At 69.2% G+C, this 17,214-nt stretch carries 16 protein-coding genes and 1 pseudogene; 13 read left to right on the top strand and 4 right to left on the bottom strand.

The window, feature by feature from the left end:
* Nucleotides 1-90 precede the first annotated feature (90 nt).
* A complete protein-coding gene (locus tag ACPW96_RS11015) occupies nt 91-597 on the top strand; it encodes an HIT family protein (protein WP_425883376.1) in 507 nt (168 codons plus the stop codon).
* A gap of 7 nt (nt 598-604) precedes the next feature.
* Here ACPW96_RS11015 and pdxY read toward each other — a convergent pair whose 3' ends face one another.
* Complete coding sequence (gene pdxY / locus ACPW96_RS11010) at nt 605-1,456, bottom strand: pyridoxal kinase PdxY (RefSeq protein WP_425883133.1); 852 nt, start codon at nt 1,454-1,456, stop codon at nt 605-607.
* A 71-nt stretch (nt 1,457-1,527) separates the two neighbouring features.
* Here pdxY and pdxS point away from each other — a divergent pair, with 71 nt between their 5' ends.
* From pdxS to ACPW96_RS10990, 4 genes are all read left to right on the top strand, one after another.
* Entirely contained in the window at nt 1,528-2,442 is a 915-nt protein-coding gene (pdxS, locus tag ACPW96_RS11005; protein WP_425818362.1) for a pyridoxal 5'-phosphate synthase lyase subunit PdxS, read from the top strand.
* 12 nt (nt 2,443-2,454) lie between these two features.
* Nucleotides 2,455-3,054, top strand: a complete 600-nt coding sequence (gene pdxT / locus ACPW96_RS11000; RefSeq protein ID WP_425883132.1) for a pyridoxal 5'-phosphate synthase glutaminase subunit PdxT — start codon at nt 2,455-2,457, stop codon at nt 3,052-3,054.
* Nucleotides 3,051-3,587: a DUF1697 domain-containing protein gene (locus tag ACPW96_RS10995; RefSeq protein ID WP_425883131.1), complete on the top strand. Its 537-nt coding sequence runs from the start codon at nt 3,051-3,053 to the stop codon at nt 3,585-3,587. The genes pdxT and ACPW96_RS10995 overlap by 4 nt, the downstream gene beginning before the upstream one ends.
* Nucleotides 3,588-3,670: 83 nt before the next feature.
* A complete protein-coding gene (locus tag ACPW96_RS10990; protein WP_425883130.1) occupies nt 3,671-4,357 on the top strand; it encodes a hemerythrin domain-containing protein in 687 nt (228 codons plus the stop codon).
* Here the strand turns inward: ACPW96_RS10990 and ACPW96_RS10985 are convergent.
* Nucleotides 4,354-5,721 (bottom strand): pyridoxal phosphate-dependent decarboxylase family protein, encoded by a 1,368-nt coding sequence (locus ACPW96_RS10985; protein ID WP_425883128.1) that lies wholly within the window; start codon nt 5,719-5,721, stop codon nt 4,354-4,356. The two genes, ACPW96_RS10990 and ACPW96_RS10985, sit on opposite strands and share 4 nt — an antisense overlap.
* A gap of 89 nt (nt 5,722-5,810) precedes the next feature.
* Between ACPW96_RS10985 and ACPW96_RS10980 the strand changes: the two genes are divergently transcribed.
* From ACPW96_RS10980 to ACPW96_RS10945, 8 genes and pseudogenes are all read left to right on the top strand, one after another.
* On the top strand, nt 5,811-6,569 hold the full coding sequence (locus tag ACPW96_RS10980) for a YebC/PmpR family DNA-binding transcriptional regulator (RefSeq protein WP_425818352.1): 759 nt from the start codon (nt 5,811-5,813) through the stop codon (nt 6,567-6,569).
* Between the two features lie 156 nt (nt 6,570-6,725).
* A complete protein-coding gene (gene ruvC / locus ACPW96_RS10975) occupies nt 6,726-7,316 on the top strand; it encodes a crossover junction endodeoxyribonuclease RuvC (protein ID WP_425883126.1) in 591 nt (196 codons plus the stop codon).
* Between the two features lie 31 nt (nt 7,317-7,347).
* Entirely contained in the window at nt 7,348-7,968 is a 621-nt protein-coding gene (gene ruvA, locus ACPW96_RS10970; protein ID WP_425883124.1) for a Holliday junction branch migration protein RuvA, read from the top strand.
* Nucleotides 7,961-8,983 (top strand): Holliday junction branch migration DNA helicase RuvB, encoded by a 1,023-nt coding sequence (ruvB, locus tag ACPW96_RS10965; protein WP_425818346.1) that lies wholly within the window; start codon nt 7,961-7,963, stop codon nt 8,981-8,983. Before ruvA ends, ruvB begins: the two co-directional genes overlap by 8 nt.
* Nucleotides 8,984-9,064: 81 nt before the next feature.
* Nucleotides 9,065-9,466 (top strand): preprotein translocase subunit YajC, encoded by a 402-nt coding sequence (locus tag ACPW96_RS10960; protein WP_425818344.1) that lies wholly within the window; start codon nt 9,065-9,067, stop codon nt 9,464-9,466.
* Nucleotides 9,467-9,511: 45 nt separating this feature from the next.
* Nucleotides 9,512-11,383 carry a protein translocase subunit SecD gene (gene secD / locus ACPW96_RS10955; RefSeq protein WP_425883122.1) on the top strand — a complete coding sequence of 624 codons (1,872 nt, stop codon included), beginning with the start codon at nt 9,512-9,514 and terminating at the stop codon, nt 11,381-11,383.
* The gene (gene secF, locus ACPW96_RS10950; RefSeq protein ID WP_425818340.1) at nt 11,383-12,372 is read left to right on the top strand and encodes a protein translocase subunit SecF; all 990 of its coding nucleotides are present in this window, start codon (nt 11,383-11,385) and stop codon (nt 12,370-12,372) included. The genes secD and secF overlap by 1 nt, the downstream gene beginning before the upstream one ends.
* A gap of 32 nt (nt 12,373-12,404) precedes the next feature.
* Nucleotides 12,405-14,698: pseudogene (locus ACPW96_RS10945) on the top strand (RelA/SpoT family protein).
* Here ACPW96_RS10945 and ACPW96_RS10940 read toward each other — a convergent pair.
* Nucleotides 14,685-15,245, bottom strand: coding sequence for a type IV toxin-antitoxin system AbiEi family antitoxin (locus ACPW96_RS10940; protein ID WP_425818336.1), 561 nt, complete (start codon nt 15,243-15,245; stop codon nt 14,685-14,687). The pseudogene ACPW96_RS10945 and the gene ACPW96_RS10940 sit on opposite strands and share 14 nt — an antisense overlap.
* 94 nt (nt 15,246-15,339) lie before the next feature.
* Nucleotides 15,340-17,154, bottom strand: coding sequence for a DUF349 domain-containing protein (locus ACPW96_RS10935; RefSeq protein ID WP_425883120.1), 1,815 nt, complete (start codon nt 17,152-17,154; stop codon nt 15,340-15,342).
* Nucleotides 17,155-17,214: the final 60 nt, after the last annotated feature.

Below are 17,214 nucleotides of genomic sequence, written 5' to 3'. Positions count from 1 at the left end.
CTCAGGGACCCGATGAGGGCGCGCTCGCTCAGGGAACCGATCGTGACTGATAAAGAGGGGTCGCTGGAGGACGCCGCGACGCTCGCGGGGATTCCCGACGAGTTCCAGCGCCTGTGGACACCGCACCGCATGGCCTACATCAAGGCCGGGCCGCAGGTGCTGCGCGACGCATGCCCGTTCTGCGCGGCACCCGCGCTGTCGGATGAGGAGGGGCTTCTCGTCGCCCGCGGGCGCACGGCCTACGTGCTGCTGAACCTCTTCCCGTACAACTCGGGACACCTGCTCGTCTGCCCCTACCGTCACATCTCGACCTACGACGAGGCGACCGACGAGGAGGTCGCCGAGATCGGCGCCCTCACGCAGACCGGAATGCGCGTGCTCAGTGCGGTGTCCCGGTGCGACGGGTTCAACATCGGCATGAACCAGGGATCGATCGCCGGCGCGGGCGTAGACGCTCACCTGCATCAGCACATCGTGCCCCGTTGGGCGTCGGATGCGAACTTCTTCCCGATCATCGCGAAGACCAAGGCGCTGCCTCAGCTGCTGGGTGACGTGCGCGCCAGCATCGCCGAAGGCTGGCCACCGTCCGGTTCGTGAACGGGTCTCAGCGAACCTGGCGAACGGGGAACTGAAGGCGGGGGTGGGCGTAGAACGTCTGCGACTCGACGAGCTGCAACTCGCGCGAACCGGACTCGTGGGTGGTGCGCAGCAGATCGAACACGCTCGAGACCGTGTGGGCCAACGCCTGTGCGGCATCCCCGAGCCGGCGATAGTGAGCGGTGAACAGGGCGGCCGTGACGTCCCCCGACCCGTTCGCCTTCATCGGCAGCAAGGGCGTCTGCGCGATCCACGCCCCCGCATCGTCGACCACGAGCATCTCGATCGTCTCTCGCTCACGGTCGGGACGCTCCACGCTGGTCACGAGAACCGTGCTCGGTCCCATCTCCCTGGCGGCGTCCGCGGACTCGAGAGTGGACACGAGCGTGTCCGGCTCGGTGCCGGTGAGGTAGCCGAGCTCGAACTGGTTCGGCGTGATGATGTCGGCGACCGGAACGACCCGCTCGCGCAGCAGCTCCGGGATGGCCGGGGCGACGAAGCATCCCGAGTTCGCGTTGCCCATCACCGGATCGCATGCGTACACGGCTGACGGATTGGCCGCCTTGACCCGGGCGACGGCGTCGACGATGACATCGCCGATGCCCTCGCCGCCTTGATACCCGGACAGCACGACGTCGATCTCGGGGAAGACGCCGCGCTCCTCGATGCCGGTGATCACATCACGCACATCATTCGGGGAGATCAGCGGCCCCCGCCAAGCCCCGTACCCCGTGTGGTTCGAGAAATTGACCGTGTAGACGGGAAGGACCTCGACGCCGATGCGCTGCAGGGGGAAGACGGCGGCGGAATTGCCGACATGGCCGTACGCGACCGCGGACTGGATGGACAGGATCTTCACCGCTCGATCATGCCACCGCCTCCCCACTGGCGGTAAAGCGAGAACCACGGACCGGAATAGAATCGACCATCATGACGGACAGCAGCAACCAGACCACATCCCGCGCACAGACCGGCTCCAGCCGGGTGAAGCGCGGACTCGCCGAGATGCTCAAGGGCGGGGTCATCATGGATGTGGTCACCGTCGAGCAGGCGAAGATCGCTGAGGATGCCGGCGCCGTCGCCGTCATGGCGCTCGAGCGGGTGCCGGCCGATATCCGCGCCCAAGGCGGAGTCTCCCGCATGAGCGATCCCGACATGATCGACGGGATCATCAGCGCCGTCTCCATCCCCGTCATGGCGAAAGCCCGCATCGGGCACTTCGTCGAGGCGCAGGTGCTGCAGGAGCTGGGCGTCGACTACATCGACGAGTCCGAGGTGCTCTCACCCGCCGACTACGTGAACCACATCGACAAGTGGAAGTTCACCGTTCCCTTCGTCTGCGGCGCGACCAACCTGGGTGAGGCGCTTCGCCGCATCAACGAGGGCGCGGCGATGATCCGCTCCAAGGGCGAGGCGGGCACCGGCGACGTCTCGGAGGCGACGAAGCACATCCGCAAGATCTCCGCCGAGATCAACGTGCTGCGCTCCCTGACGAAGGACGAGCTTTACGTCGCCGCCAAGGAGCTGCAGGCGCCGTACGAGCTCGTCGCCGAGATCGCCGAGACCGGCAAGCTTCCCGTCGTGCTGTTCGTCGCTGGCGGCGTCGCCACCCCCGCCGACGCCGCGATGATGATGCAGCTGGGCGCCGACGGCGTGTTCGTCGGCTCGGGCATCTTCAAGTCCGGCAACCCCGCTGAGCGCGCCGCGGCGATCGTCAAGGCCACCACCTTCTACGACGACGCCAAGGTCATCGCCGATGTCTCCCGCGGATTGGGCGAGGCCATGGTCGGCATCAACGTTTCGGACCTCGCCGCGCCGCACCGCCTCGCAGAGCGTGGCTGGTAGCGGCTCGCGAGCGTGAGCACGCGTCGCCCGCACATCGGCGTCCTCTCGCTGCAGGGCGACGTCCGGGAGCACGCGCGGGTGCTGACCGACCTCGGTGCAGACGTCGAGCTGGTCCGCCGCCCGGCGGAGCTGGCTGCCATCGACGGCCTCGTCATACCCGGGGGCGAGTCGAGCGTGATCGACAAGCTGTCTCGTGCGTTCGGCATGCGTGAGCCGGTGCGCGACGCCATCGCCGCGGGGATGCCGATGTACGGCACCTGCGCCGGACTCATCCTGCTGGCCGACCGGATCACGGACGGCATCGAGGGTCAGCAGACGTTCGGCGGACTGGATGTGACCGTCCAGCGCAATGCATTCGGCAGCCAGGTCGACTCGTTCGAGACCGATCTCGATGTCCCGGTGCTCGGTGACCCGGCCGTCCACGCCGTGTTCATCCGCGCCCCGCTCGTCCTCGAGTCGGCGGAGGGTGTCGAAACCCTTGCCAGCCTCGAGGACGGACGCGTGGTCGCGGTACGGCAGGGTGCGCTGCTCGGCACGTCGTTTCATCCGGAGGTCACGGGCGAGCATCGCTTCCACGAGCTCTTCCTCGAGAGCGTGCGGGCAGTCCGGTGACCACCTGGGTCGCGCTCCTTCGCGGGGTCAACGTCGGTGGCATCACGATCCGCAACGCCGACCTCGTTGCCCTGTTCCAGGACACTCTGGGTTTCCATGACGTGCGCACGTACCTCGCGAGCGGGAACGTGCGATTCGAGACGGATGCCGCGGCCGGCCGCCGGGATGCGCTCAAGGCCTCCATCGAAGCCGGCCTCCGCGAACGATTCGGCTACGACGCCTGGATCGTTCTGGTCACCCTGACCGAACTGGTCCGCGCGGTCGAGGGATTCCCGTACGACGCGTCCGACGGCGCGCGGCAGCCGTGGGTGATCTTCTGCGTCGACATGGCCACCCGCGACGAGCTCACGGCGGCAGCGGCATCCCTCGACCCCGCCGTGGACCCGGCAGCCGCCGGACCCGGCGTCGTGTACTGGAATCCCGTGAAGGGCTCGACGACCGACACCCCGTTCGCGAAGATCCTGGCGAAGGCGACCTACAAGTCGCGGACGACCAACCGGAACCTGCGCACGCTCGCGAAGATCGCGTCCTGAGGCGCTTGCCGTTCGAAGCGTGCGCGCTATAACCTGCGCGCAATGGCAATGGGTGATCCTTTCAGAACCAGGGGGTCCGTGCGATGAGCGTTCCGCTGCCCGCGACCGGCGATCCGCCGCCGGCCAAGCTCTGCGACGCGCAGGACCTGGTGCTCGCGCACCTGTGCTTCCGGCGGCTCTACGCGCTCGCACCCGAGGCGGTCCGGCACGCGGACCCGGGCGATCGCGCTCGGATCGCATCGATCGGGAAGAACGTGTCGCTTGTGGACGACGCGCTGCATCACCACCACCGCCTCGAAGACGCGATGCTGTGGGACACCGTGGAGGGTCGTCGACCGGCATGCGCCATCCATGTCGAGCTGATGAAGCGCCACCACGCCCAGGTTGCGCTCCTGCTCGATGAGATGCCCGCCCTGCTGGAGGCATGGCAGACGGGCCCCGGGCCGACGACATCCGCCCCCCTCGCGTCCACGCTCGATGAGATCTCTCGCGTGCTGGGCGACCACCTCACGGCCGAGGAGGAGCACATCGTGCCGGTGATCGAGGAGGTCATGACCGCGAAGGAGTGGGAGGAGTTCGGCGACGTCGCGCAGAAGTCCTACGCGCGCTCGCAGATCTTCCTCTTCTACGGACTGATCCTGGAGCTGATGAGCCCCCAGGAGCGGGAGAGCTTCGCGAAAGAGGTGCCGCTGCCCATCAAGATCCTCTACGCGCTGGTGGGCCGGCGTCAGTACGAGCGGATCATGAACGACCTCAGAGCCGGCGCCTAGGAGTCGACGACCAGCCTGCGGATCGCCGCAAGAGTGCGCTCGATGTCCTCTGGTGTGGTGGCCCACGAGGACATGGAGCACCTCAGCGCCGCGCGGCCATGCCACTCCGCGCCCGTGACGACGGCCGTTCCGTCGCTCAGGATGGCCGAGCCCAGGCTCCGCGTCGCCTCGTCGTCGCTCAGCCGGAACAGAACCTGCGTGTAGACCACATCGTTGACGACCTCGACGCCCGCGATGTCGGCCAGCCCGTCCGCCATCGCTCGCGCATTGACGCGCAACCTGTCCACAAGGGCGGCGACGCCGCTCCGTCCGAGACTGCGCAGAGCGGCCCACGCCGGAACGCCGCGCGCTCGTCTGGACAGCTCCGGCGTGACATCCCACGGGTCGAGTCGCGTATAGACCAGATAGTCCCCACCCGTGCGGAACATGGCGATGGAGTCCGCGGGATCACGCACGATCGCCATGCCGCAGTCGTACGGCACATTGAGCGTCTTGTGGGCGTCGGTCGCCCACGAGTCGGCGCCCGAGATCCCCTCCGTGAGGTGTCGGAGCGACGGTGAGGCGGCGGCCCAGAGGCCGAACGCCCCGTCGATGTGGATCCAGGCGCCCCGATCGCGCGCGATGGGGACGAGGCTCACGAAGGCGTCGAACGCGCCGGTGTGCACTTCGCCGGCCTGAAGGCAGACGATGAGCGGCCCCTCTCCCTGCGCGAGCGCCTCGCGAAGCCCATCGGGCGACATCCGTCCCTCGCCGTCCGCCGGCACGATCACGAACTCGTCGCGGCCGATCCCGAGCATGCGCGCTGCCCTGTCGATGGACCCGTGCCGGTGCTCGCCGACGACGAAGCGCACCGATGGAGCGGATCGGATCCCACGCTCCGCCATGGCCCACCCGCTGCGGGCCAGCACGGCATTGCGCGCCGTGGCGAGACAGGTGAAGTTCGCCACCTGGCCGCCCGTCACGAACCCGACGCTCGCCGAGGCGGGCAGCCCGAACATGTCGAGCATCCATCGGCCCGCGACGCGCTCGAGCGCGACGGTCGCCGGTGTCAGCGCCGACGAGCCGGAGTTCTGGTCCCACGACGACACGAGCCAGTCCGCCGCGAGGGCGGCCGGCAGCGATCCGCCGATGACCAATCCGTAGAAGCGGCCGCCGGCAATCCCGGCCAGGCCCGGGTCCGCGATGCGGGCGAGGTCCTCGACGACGGCCTCGGCATCCATCCCCGCATCGTCGAGAGGCACGTCGAGCTGCGCCAGCATGCCCTCGATCGAGACCGGAGGCCATACCGGTCGCTCGTCCAGGGAGTGCAGGAACTCCGTCGCCCGCCGATGCGCCGCGTCGAGCGCGCGGTCTCGATCGTCCACGGGCGTCAGTGTTGCACCGGGTCCGCTCGTGCGCAACCGGGCGCGCACCCGGCACGTGTGGCATCCCCCGCGCACCGTAAACTGGGGGCATGTCCGGTCACTCCAAGTGGGCCACGACGAAGCACAAGAAGGCGGTCATCGACTCCCGCCGTGCCAAGTCGTTCGCCAAGCTCATCAAGAACATCGAAGTCGCCGCGAAGATGGGCGGCGCCGACCTCGCGGGAAATCCCACGCTGCAGGATGCCGTCCAGAAGGCCAAGAAGACGTCGGTGCCCATCGACAACATCAACCGCGCGGTCAAGCGGGGCGCCGGGCTGACGGGCGAGTCCGTCGACTACTCCACGATCATGTACGAGGGCTACGGGCCTCACGGCGTGGCGCTGCTCATCGAGTGCCTCACCGACAACAAGAACCGCGCTGCCGCGGAGGTGCGCACGACCATGACGCGCAACGGCGGCACCATGGCGGATCCGGGAAGCGTCGCCTACAACTTCCACCGCAAGGGCGTCATCGTCGTGTCCTCCGATGGCACGACGGAGGACGATGTCATGCTCGCCGTGCTCGACGCGGGGGCGGAGGAGATCGAGCCGCACGCCGATGGATTCGGCATCATCACGGACGCGTCCGACCTCGTGAAGGTGCGTTCGGCGCTGCAGGATGCCGGGATCGACTACGAGTCGGCGGATGTCGAGTTCGTTCCCTCGCTCAAGGTCGAGGTGGATGCGGACACGGCTCGCAAGGTGTTCCGGCTCATCGACGCGCTGGAGGACAGCGACGACGTGCAGAACGTGTACAGCAACTTCGACCTGACGCCCGAGGTGCAGGCCGAGCTCGCCGACGACGAGTAGCCGGCGCTGCGCCCGCGGAGACGCATGGGCCCTCGCCGGCGAAGGCGGTCCCTGAGCGACGCTTCGTCTCGCTTCGCTCGCTCAGCGACCGGCTTCGCGACGAGACGAAGGGCGCGCCTGCGGACCCGTCCGGCACCTCCCGCCTAGCGTGGGAGCGTGGCCTCCCTCCGTGTGCTCGGAATCGACCCCGGCCTCACCCGCTGCGGTGTGGGCGTGGTGGATGTCGCGCGCGACCGATCGGCCACGCTGGTGCACGTGGGAGTGGTCCGCTCGTCTCCGGACGCACCGATCGCCGAGCGCCTCGCCGCCATCGCGGCCGGCATCCGTGCCGTCATCGATGAGCACGGCCCGCACGTCGTCGCGGTCGAGCGCGTCTTCGCCCAGCAGAACATGCACACGGTGATGGGGACGGCCCAGGCCAGTGGCATCGCGCTGCTCATCGCCGCCGAGCACGGGCTGCCGGCGGCCCTGCACACGCCGACCGAGATCAAGGCGGCCGTCACGGGGTACGGCGCCGCCGACAAGCGCCAGGTGCAGACCATGGTCGCCCGCGTGCTGCGCCTGGAGGCCCTTCCCCAGCCGGCGGATGCCGCCGATGCGCTGGCCCTCGCCCTCTGCCACGGCTGGCGCGGAGGCCCCGCCGGCGATGCCTCGCACTCCGACACACCGGCCCTCCGCGCGTGGCGCGATGCCGAGCGACGGGCATCCCGCATCGCGCGGCGCCCTACACCCCGCGTGGCACCCTGAGGCTGTCCGCGCCGCCGCCTAGGCTTGGCGAATGATCTCTTCTCTTCGGGGAACGACCGCGCACGTCGACGCGGACACCCTGGTCGTCGAGGTCGGGGGAGTGGGCCTCACGGTCGCCGTCCCCGCGGGTCTCGCCCGCTCCACGCACCCCGGCGACGTCGTGCACATCCACACGCACCTCGTGGTGCGCGAGGACGCGCTGTCGCTGTTCGGCTTCGAGACGCGGGGGGAGCTGGCCGTCTTCTCGCTGCTGCTGGGAGTCACCGGCGTCGGTCCGAAGTCGGCGCTCGGGGTGCTCTCCGGGCTCTCCGTGGAGCAGATCGCCGCCGCGGTGGCGGCCGACGACGACGCGCCGTTCCGCCGGGTCCCGGGCATCGGCCCGAAGACCGCCAAACTCATCGTGGTGCAGCTCGCCGGCAAGCTCGAAGCTCCCGTGCGCACCGCGGCCAGGGTCATCGACGCTCCGGCCGCCGTACTGACGCAGGTGGCGGAGGCGCTGACAGGACTCGGCTGGCCCGAACGGGTCGCGACCGAGGCGGTCACCACGACCGCCGCCGAGGCATCCGCTGTCGATCGCGCCTCGGTCCCCGTGCTGCTGCGCCTGACGCTCGCCGCCCTCGGTCCCGCACCGCATGGGGCCGCTCGTGGATGACATCCGGGACGCCGACGATCCGGTCGATGAGACCGAGCTCGCGATCGAGGGAGCGCTCCGGCCCGCTTCGCTCGCCGAGTTCGTGGGGCAGCAGAAGGTGCGGGGACAGCTCCAGCTGCTGCTGGATGCGGCCCGCATCCAGCAGCGCCCGGCCGATCACATCCTGCTGTCGGGGCCTCCTGGTCTGGGAAAGACGACACTCGCGATGATCGTCGCGCACGAGAGCGCGCGGCCACTGCGCCTCTCCAGCGGGCCGGCGATCCAGCACGCCGGCGACCTGGCGGCTCTCCTGTCGAGCCTGACGCCGGGCGAGGTGCTGTTCATCGACGAGGTGCACCGGATGGCGCGCTCCGCCGAGGAGATGCTCTACCTCGCGATGGAGGACTTCCGCATCGACATCATGGTCGGCAAGGGCGCGGGCGCCACGAGCATTCCACTGGACCTGGCGCCGTTCACGCTCGTCGGAGCGACGACCAGGTCGGGGCTGCTGCCCAATCCGCTGCGCGACCGGTTCGGCTTCACCGCGCACCTCGAGTACTACGAGCCCGCGGAACTGGAGCGGGTGATCGAGCGCTCAGCGGCGATGCTGGGCGTCGACATCCCGCCACCGGCCCGAGCCGAGATCGCACGGCGCTCACGGGGGACGCCCCGTATCGCGAACCGGCTGCTGCGCCGCGTGCGCGACTACGTGCTGGTGCACGAGCTGCCGGCCGGACTGGACGCCGTGCGCGCGGCGCTCGAGCTCTACGACGTGGATGTGATCGGCCTGGACCGGCTGGACCGGGCCGTGCTGGAGGCACTCGTCAAGCGCTTCCGCGGCGGTCCGGTGGGACTGAACACGCTCGCCATCGCGGTCGGCGAGGAGCCCGACACCGTCGAGAGCGTCGTCGAGCCGTACCTCGTGCGCATCGGCTTCATGGGCAGGACGCCGCGCGGTCGCATCGCCACCCCCGAGGCCTACGCGCATCTGGGCGCCCCACACCCAGACGGTGCGCTCAGGTTCGATGACCTATAATCGCTGAAGGCTTCTCGCCGCAATCCCCTAGGCATCCTCGTCGTCGTGGCGTGCCGCTCCCGGAAGGTCATCCCCTCTCGCATGGCAGAATTCTTCGCTAACTACGGCCTGTTCATCCTGCTGGCGGTGCTCCTCGTCTTCATGTTCTGGAACTCGCGCAAGCGCATGCAGAAGCAGAAGCTCGAGCAGGAGGCCAAGGCACGGCAGACGGTGCCCGGCGCCGAGGTGCTGCTGCAGGGCGGGCTCTACGGCACCATCGTGGCGTACGACCCCGACAACCTCGACCAGCCGGCCGAGGTCGAGATCGCACCCGGCACCGTCATCAAGGTGCACAGCCAGGCGATCCTCCGCGTCGTGGACCCCGTGGCCGAGACGGAGCTCACCGAAGAGCCCATCCAGGATGCACCCGCGATCGAGTCGATCGACGACGTGGCCATCAAGCCTGCCGTCGACCCCGACACGCGCAAGAAGACCGAGGACTAAACCCGCTCGCCCGCTCGCGGGCGTACGCAGAAAGCTGATCCCTTCGTGGCGACATCCACCCCCGTCCGGCACGCCTGGCGCGCGCTCCTCAGCCTCCTCATCATCACGGCCGTTCTCTTCGGCATCAACGCCCTCGGCGTCTACGTCTTCAAGCAGAGTTCGTGGAGCCCTGAGCTGGCCCTCGACCTGCAGGGCGGAACGCAGATCATCCTCGAGGCGCAGACCGAGGACGGCACAGCACCGAACGAGGATCAGCTGAACCAGGCGGTGACGATCATCCGCCAGCGCGTGGATGCCACGGGCGTCGGCGAAGCGGATGTCACGACGGAGGGCGGCCGGAACATCGTCGTCCAGATCCCCGGGACGGCCGATGAGGAGACCCGCAACCGGATCGAGCAGAGCGCTCAGCTCGAGCTGCGGGCCGTGCTGTACGCCGGCGAGCCCGCCACCGACTTCGTCGGCACGGACGGCAACCGCACCCCGTATCCCACACCGGACCCGACGCTGCAGGCGACGCCCTCCGTTGCTCCGAGCAGCGGCAGCGACCCGGCGTGGATCACGCCGGCCCTGCAGGCGGAGTTCCTGGCCTACGACTGCGCGGACCCGGCGAACGACCCCGCGCAGGCGCCGGCCGATCAGCCGCTGATCACCTGCGACCCCACGGGTTCGGTCAAGTACATCCTCGGCCCGGTGGAGCTCGACGGCTCGTCCATCGACGATGCGACCTTCGGCCTCGAGCAGACCACCGGCCGGTGGGCCGTCAACCTCGACTTCGACGACGAGGGCACCAACACCTTCGGCGAGATCAGCCAGCGGCTGTACGGCGCGACGGCGCCGCTCGACCAGTTCGCCTTCGTGCTCGATGGCTACGTGCTCTCGGCGCCGCAGATGAACGGCGTCATCCTCGACGGCAAGCCGAGCATCACCGGCTCGTTCACGCAGGAGACCTCCAAAACGCTGGCAGACCAGCTCAAGTACGGCGCCCTCCCGCTGAGCTTCGCGGTGGTCAGCTCGGACACGATCTCCGCGACCCTGGGCTCGCAGCAGCTGCAGATCGGGCTCATCGCCGGTCTCATCGGACTCGCGCTCGTGGCGATCTACTCGCTCATCGTCTACCGCGCGCTCGGATTCGTGATCATCGCGTCGCTGATCGTCATGGGCGTGCTCACCTACATCACGATGTGCATCCTCGCGTGGCGCATGGGCTTCCGCCTGTCGCTCGCCGGCGTCGCCGGCCTGATCGTGACGATCGGCTTCACCGCCGACTCGTTCATCGTCTACTTCGAACGCATCAAGGATGAGCTGCGTGACGGCAAGTCGATCACGTCGGCCGTCGAGGACGGCTGGGGTCGAGCGCGGCGCACGATCTACATCTCGAAGTCGATCAACATCCTCGCCGCCGTGGTGCTGTACATCCTGGCCGACGCCACCGTGAAGGGCTTCGCCTTCACCCTCGGCCTCACGACGCTCATCGACATCCTGATCTTCATCCTGTTCACCCATCCGGTGATGCAGCTGCTGGCCCGCACGCGCTTCTTCGGGTCCGGACACCCCCTGTCGGGTCTGGATCCCGAGGCGCTCGGGGCGGTCTATCGCGGTCGGGCGCAGTTCCGCGAGCCCGTTCCCGTGGCGGTCAGGGGCGGCGCCGCCGGACGGGCCACCCGCTCGCGCGGCGAGGCCGAACGGCGCCAGACGATCGCCGAGCGCAAGCAGGCCGAACTGGCGGCGGCGAAGACGTCGGCCCCCACGCCGGTGAAGCCCCCGGCATCGGGCAAGAATGCGGCAACGGGCAAGAACCCGACGTCGACGAAAGCCCCTGCGCCCGCGAAGAACACGACGGCTGTGCCGGTCACGCCGACCACCACCACGACGACAGCCAAGGCACCGACCACGTCCGGCAAGGAGGGAGGCCGCTGATGCGCTCCATGAGTCAGCTCGGCAACGAGCTCTATTCCGGCAAGACCTCGTTCCCGTTCGTGGGACGCCGGCGGCTGTGGTTCATCCTCGCCGCCGTGCTGGTGATCGCCTCGGCGCTGGTCCCGCTGATCCGGCCGGTGCAGTTCTCGATCGAGTTCACCGGCGGATCGCAGTTCACCGTGTCGGGGCTCGAGTCGCCCGACCAGAACGATGCCACGGAGGCCGTGCAGAGCGTCGTACCGGATGCCACCACCAAGGTGACGACGATCGGCAGCACGGCCGTCCGCGTGCAGACCGATCAGCTCACCCCGGATGAGACCCAGGACGTCACCGAAGCGCTCGCCGCGGCGTACGACGTTCCGGTCACCGAGGTCACCGCGTCGTTCATCGGCCCCAGCTGGGGCCAGGACGTCACCCGCCAGTCCCTGTGGGGTCTCGCCATCTTCCTCGCGCTGACCTTCATCATCCTGGCGCTGTACTTCCGCACCTGGAAGATGTCCGTGGCGGCCATCCTCGGCCTGATCGACGTGCTGATCATCACGATCGGCATCTACGCCCTGGCCGGCTTCGAGATCTCCCCGGCGGCGGTGATCGGCTTCCTGACGATCCTGTCGTACTCGCTGTACGACACCACGGTCGTGTTCGACAAGATCCGCGAGAACACGACGGAGGACGGCGAGATATCCGGCCGCACCTTCGGAGAGTCCGTCAACCTCGCCGTCAACCAGACGCTGATCCGCTCGATCAACACCTCGATCGTGGCGGCCCTCCCGGTCGGTGCCATCCTTTTCATCGGCGCCTTCTGGCTCGGCGCCGAGACCCTCACCGACATCTCCCTCGCGATCTTCGTCGGCATCTTCGTCGCCACGTACTCCACGCTGTTCGTCGCGGCGCCGCTGTACTCGCTGTTCCGCGAGAACGAGGCTCCCATCAAGGAGCGGGACGCCCGTGTGCTGGAGTCGCGTCAGCGGGCGACGGTGGCCGCTTAGGCGGCTCGGGAGGCACCTCGCCCGGGCGTAGGATTGACCAGTTCGTCCAGGCAGGCAGGGGGGTGATGCGGTGACAGAGACGGTCCCGGCGGCCGCGCAGTCATCCAGCCTCCGCCGGCTGGTTCCGCGCATCTTCTCGAGGTCCGCCCGCAGGGACGACCTCGAGCATCTGCTGCGCACGGTGCGCTCGAACCACCCGAAGGGCGATCTGAGCGTCATCGAGCGCGCGTACGCCGTCGCGTCGAAGGCCCACGAGGGGCAGGTGCGCCAGAGCGGCGAGCCGTACATCACGCATCCGGTCGCCGTCGCCCAGATTCTCGCCGATCTGGGACTCGGCCCGCGTGCGATCGCGGCGGCTCTCCTGCACGACACGGTGGAGGACACCGGGTACGGGCTCGATCAGCTCTCCGCCGAGTTCGGCGACGAGGTCGCCATGCTCGTCGACGGCGTGACCAAGCTCGACAAGGTCAAGTACGGCGAGAGCGCCCAGGCCGAGACGGTCCGCAAGATGATCGTCGCGATGTCGAAGGACATCCGCGTGCTGCTCATCAAGCTGGCGGATCGGCTGCACAACGCACGCACGTGGGGCTTCGTGCAGCCCGAGAAGGCCCAGAAGAAGGCCACCGAGACGCTCGAGATCTACGCCCCGCTGGCGCATCGCCTCGGCATCCAGACCATCAAGTCGGAGCTCGAGGATCTCTCGTTCGCGGTTCTGCACCCCAAGCTCTATGCCGAGATCGAGAGCCTCGTCAAGCAGCGGACGCCGCAGCGGGAACAGTACGTGCACAGCGTGATCGAGGCCGTCGACGAGGACCTGCGTGAGCTGCGCGTGCGCGGGCGGGTCGCCGGCCGGCCGAAGCAGCTCTACTCGGTGTATCAGAAGATGGTCGTGCGGGGCCGGGAGTTCGACGACATCTACGACCTGATCGGCATCCGCGTGCTGGTCGGCACGGTGCGCGACTGCTACGCCGTGCTCGGGGCGATCCACGCACGGTGGACACCGCTGCCCGGCCGGTTCAAGGACTACATCGCCACCCCGAAGTTCAACCTCTACCAGTCGCTGCACACCACGGTCATCGGGCCGGGCGGCCGCACGGTGGAGATCCAGATCCGCACCCACGAGATGCACCAGCAGGCCGAGTTCGGCGTCGCCGCGCACTGGAAGTACAAAGAGCGGATGAACGGCGGCAAGTCCGAGACCGGCAAGTCGATGGACGCCGACATGGCCTGGCTCGCGCACATCTCCGACTGGCAGGCGGAGACGGCCGATCCGGGCGAGTTCCTCGACTCCCTGCGGTTCGAGATCGGTGCCAAGGAGGTCTACGTCTTCACGCCGAAGGGCCGCGTCATCGGCCTGCCGGGCGGCGCGACGCCCGTGGACTTCGCCTACGCTGTGCACACCGAGGTCGGGCACCGCACGATGGGCGCGAAGGTGAACGGGCGCCTGGTGCCGCTCGAGTCGAAGCTCACCAGCGGCGATGTGGTCGAGGTGTTCACGTCGAAGAACCCGGATGCGGGGCCGAGCCAGGACTGGCTGGGTTTCGTCGCCAGCACACGGGCGCGCAACAAGATCCGCGGCTGGTTCACGAAGGAGCGCCGCGAAGAGGCGATCGAGCAGGGCAAGGAGGCGATCGCCCGAGCGATGCGCCGTCAGAACCTGCCCCTGCAGCGCCTGATGAGTCAGGACTCCTTCACGGAGGTCGCACACCACCTCAAGTACGAGGACGTGTCGGCGCTCTACGCCGCCGTCGGTGAGGGACACGTCTCCACGCAGTCGGTGATCGAGAAGGTCACGTCGCTCGTCGGAGCCAACGACACCTCGACCGGCCCCATCGACCTCCCGCAGATCGGCCGGCAGCGGCAGCCGCGCAGCGGCGACTCCGGCGTGCTGGTGCGCGGTGCCCCCGACATCCTGGTCAAGCTCGCCAAGTGCTGCACGCCGGTGCCGGGCGATGAGATCGTCGGCTTCGTGACCCGGGGGAGCGGCGTCTCGGTGCACCGCAGTGACTGCACGAACGTGCGGTCCCTCATGGAGGATCCCGAGCGGATCATCGAGGTGGATTGGGCGCCGACGACCAAGAGTCTCTTCCTCGTGCAGATCCAGGTCGAGGCGCTCGACCGCTCGGGCCTGCTGTCGGACGTGACGCGGGTGCTCAGCGAGCACCACGTCAACATCCTCTCGGCCACCGTCTCGACGAGCAACGATCGCCTGGCGATCAGCCGGTTCGTGTTCGAGATGGGCGACACCGTGCACCTGGATCGTGTGCTGAACGCCGTTCGGCGCATCGACGCCGTGTACGACGTCTATCGCGTCACATCATCCTGACGAGCTCCGACTCCTCGTCCTCCAGCACCCGGAGGGCGCCCCGCTTCCCCGGTACGGGCCCGTGGGCGTGGAACCAGGCGCGCGCCTCGGCCAGCACGCCGGGGAAGACCCGCGCCATGCCTCGGAGCGCGACGGCGGAGTCCGGCTCCGCCTGCACGATGCGGGCCAGATCCGCCGTCGTGCGGGCGGGCGCGGTCACGAGGACCCCGCCTACGGTCGTCACGTCATCCGTCTCGATGTACCCGTCGCGGTAGAGGAAACGGCGATCTATCAGCTGATGGATGCGCCGGGGGACCGCGCGCTGCACGGCGTGACGGGCCGGCACCTCGTCGAGGGCGCCGTAGACCCAGGCGGCGGACAGGTGCGTCGCCGCGAGGGTGTCACCCAGCAGCACGGCGAGGGAGGCCGCCCTCAGGTGCGTCGTCTCGACGGCATCCGCGGGGATGTATCCCTCTCCGAGTTCGACGAGGTGACCGTCGAGCCGCGCCGCCGACAGCTCGGCGGCAGAGAACCGGTCATCGGCGAAGTAGAGATACGACGAGTGCATCTCTGGAGTGTGCCCGAGATCGGAGGGCCCGAAGCCCGAAGGCGCCCCTCTGTGGAGAACACAGTCCTCCACAGCGGCCGCGGCCGAGGAATCCTCAGACGCCGAGCGCCCGCAACCAGGCCTTCCGAGCGTCCAGCGCTTCCTGCGCCTTCGCGATGGCGCCCTTATCGCCGGCCGCCTCGGCCTTCGCCAGCTCTCTCTCGAGCTTCTCGATCGCCTCGTTGAGCTGACGCGACATGTCGCCGGCACGCGCCTTGGTCTCGGGGTTGTTCCGCTTCCAGTCGACGTCTTCCCGCGCCCGCAGAGCCGTTTCCACCTTGCGGAGCTCATCGTCGAGGGCTCGCTCCTTCTCGCGCGGCGAGATGCGGCCGACCTCGTCCCAGCGACGCTGGATGCCCGTCAGGATGCTCCGCGCCTTGACGATGTCCGCCTGATCCGCGACGGCCGCGGCCTCGGCGAGTAGGGCGCGCTTCTCCTCGATGCGCGGCTGCGACTCCGCCTGCTCGGCGGCGTCGCGCTCGACGCGGGCGCCGTAGATGGCATCGCCGGCCGCCTTGAAGCGAGCCCACAGGGCGTCATCGACCTTCTTGCCGGCCCTGCCGACGGTCTTCCAGTCATCGAGCAGTCCCCGATACGCGGTGATGCCGTCCTCGCCCTTGGGAATGAGCGCCTCGGCCTTCTCGACGAGCGCCGTCTTGCGGTCACGGGCAGCCTTGTGCGTCTCGTCCAGTTCGGCGTAGAACTCGCGACGGTGCCGCTCCACCGTCGAGCGAGCGTCGCGGAATCGCTTCCAGAGCTGCTGGGAGATCGACTTGGGGAGGCGAGGGCCGTTCTGCTGCTGCGACTGCCAAGACTCGAAGAGGGCGGCCAGTTCGGTGGATGCCTGCTTCCATTGCGTCGTGCGCGGATCGCGTGCGGCGAGGGCCTCCGCCTTCTCGACGAGCGAGGTGCGCTCGGCGATGGCGGCGTCCACCGCTTCGCGGGCGGCGGCCGCCTCGGTCTCGGTGGCGGCGGACAGCGACTCCGTGAGCGCGTCGATGCGGGCTTCCAGCGAGGCCAGGTCGCCGACGGCGGCGGCGCCGGTGATCTCCTCGCGCAGGTGTGCGGCGGCCGACCCGAGATCGGATGCCGATGCGCCACCGCGGCTGTTGCGCTGTTCGAGCAGCCGCACCTTGGCGGCAAGGTCCTGGAACTTGCGCTCGAAGTACGCGAGCGCCTCCTGCGGGTCGCCGTCGGGGAACTGCCCGACCTCGCGCCAGGAGTCGCCCTCGCGCACGAAGACGGTGCCGCCCTCGTCGACGCGGCCCCACGGCTCGGCCGGCTTGGGCGCGGTCGAGGAGACCGGACGTCCCGGCCGCGGCGCCGGCCTCGGTACGGGGCGGGGGGTGGGGACGGGACCGATGGGAGCCGCGGCCACCGGCTCCGTCTCTCCGGCGGGTTCGGGCTCTGCGGGGGATTCGGGCTCTGCTGCAGGCTCCGGCGCGGCGGTGGGCTCTGGCTCCGCGGCGGGCTCCGCGGCGGGCTCCGGTTCGGCGGCGGGCTCAGCGGCGGGCTCCGGCTCAGCGGCGGGCTCCGGCTCCGCGGCCGGCTCGGGTGCGCCGACCGGCTCCGGCTCGACCTCCGGCTCCTCCAGTGACGAGCCCGCGGCATCCGCTTCGGGGTCGCCGTCGGCCGGGACCTCCCGCGGATCCGCCAGCTGTCCGGCGGTGGCCGGGTCGTCCGCGACCGCGGGCGAGTCATCCGCCTCGAGGGACGACCCCTCCGCGTCGTCGCGCTCCAACGGCGACTCGGGCGCCTCGGTGATCTCGGCGGAGGACTCGGGCGCGTCGGCGCCTTCCGGGGTCTCGATGGTGGACTCGGAAGAGCCGGAGGAGTCGGGGACGTCGGTGGCGGACTCGGTGGAAGACACGTGATTCTCCTTGCGCGGCCCAGGGCCGACGGGAGTGCGGATGGACGCCCCCAGCCTAAT

Source organism: Micromonospora sp. DT81.3 (genome assembly GCF_049847225.1).
In the GTDB taxonomy this organism is placed as follows: Bacteria; Actinomycetota; Actinomycetes; order Actinomycetales; family Microbacteriaceae; genus Microbacterium.
Note: the sequence above shows the minus strand (reverse complement) of the source record. Positions and strands in the feature narration are given on the sequence as shown.

Coding starts and splice junctions, on each gene's coding strand:
- pdxS (WP_425818362.1), top strand. CDS start 1,528: ATGACGGACAGCAGCAACCAGACCACATCCCGCGCACAGACCGGCTCC.
- ACPW96_RS10990 (WP_425883130.1), top strand. CDS start 3,671: ATGAGCGTTCCGCTGCCCGCGACCGGCGATCCGCCGCCGGCCAAGCTC.
- ACPW96_RS10980 (WP_425818352.1), top strand. CDS start 5,811: ATGTCCGGTCACTCCAAGTGGGCCACGACGAAGCACAAGAAGGCGGTC.
- ruvA (WP_425883124.1), top strand. CDS start 7,348: ATGATCTCTTCTCTTCGGGGAACGACCGCGCACGTCGACGCGGACACC.
- ACPW96_RS10960 (WP_425818344.1), top strand. CDS start 9,065: ATGGCAGAATTCTTCGCTAACTACGGCCTGTTCATCCTGCTGGCGGTG.
- secF (WP_425818340.1), top strand. CDS start 11,383: ATGCGCTCCATGAGTCAGCTCGGCAACGAGCTCTATTCCGGCAAGACC.
- ACPW96_RS10940 (WP_425818336.1), bottom strand. CDS start 15,245: ATGCACTCGTCGTATCTCTACTTCGCCGATGACCGGTTCTCTGCCGCC.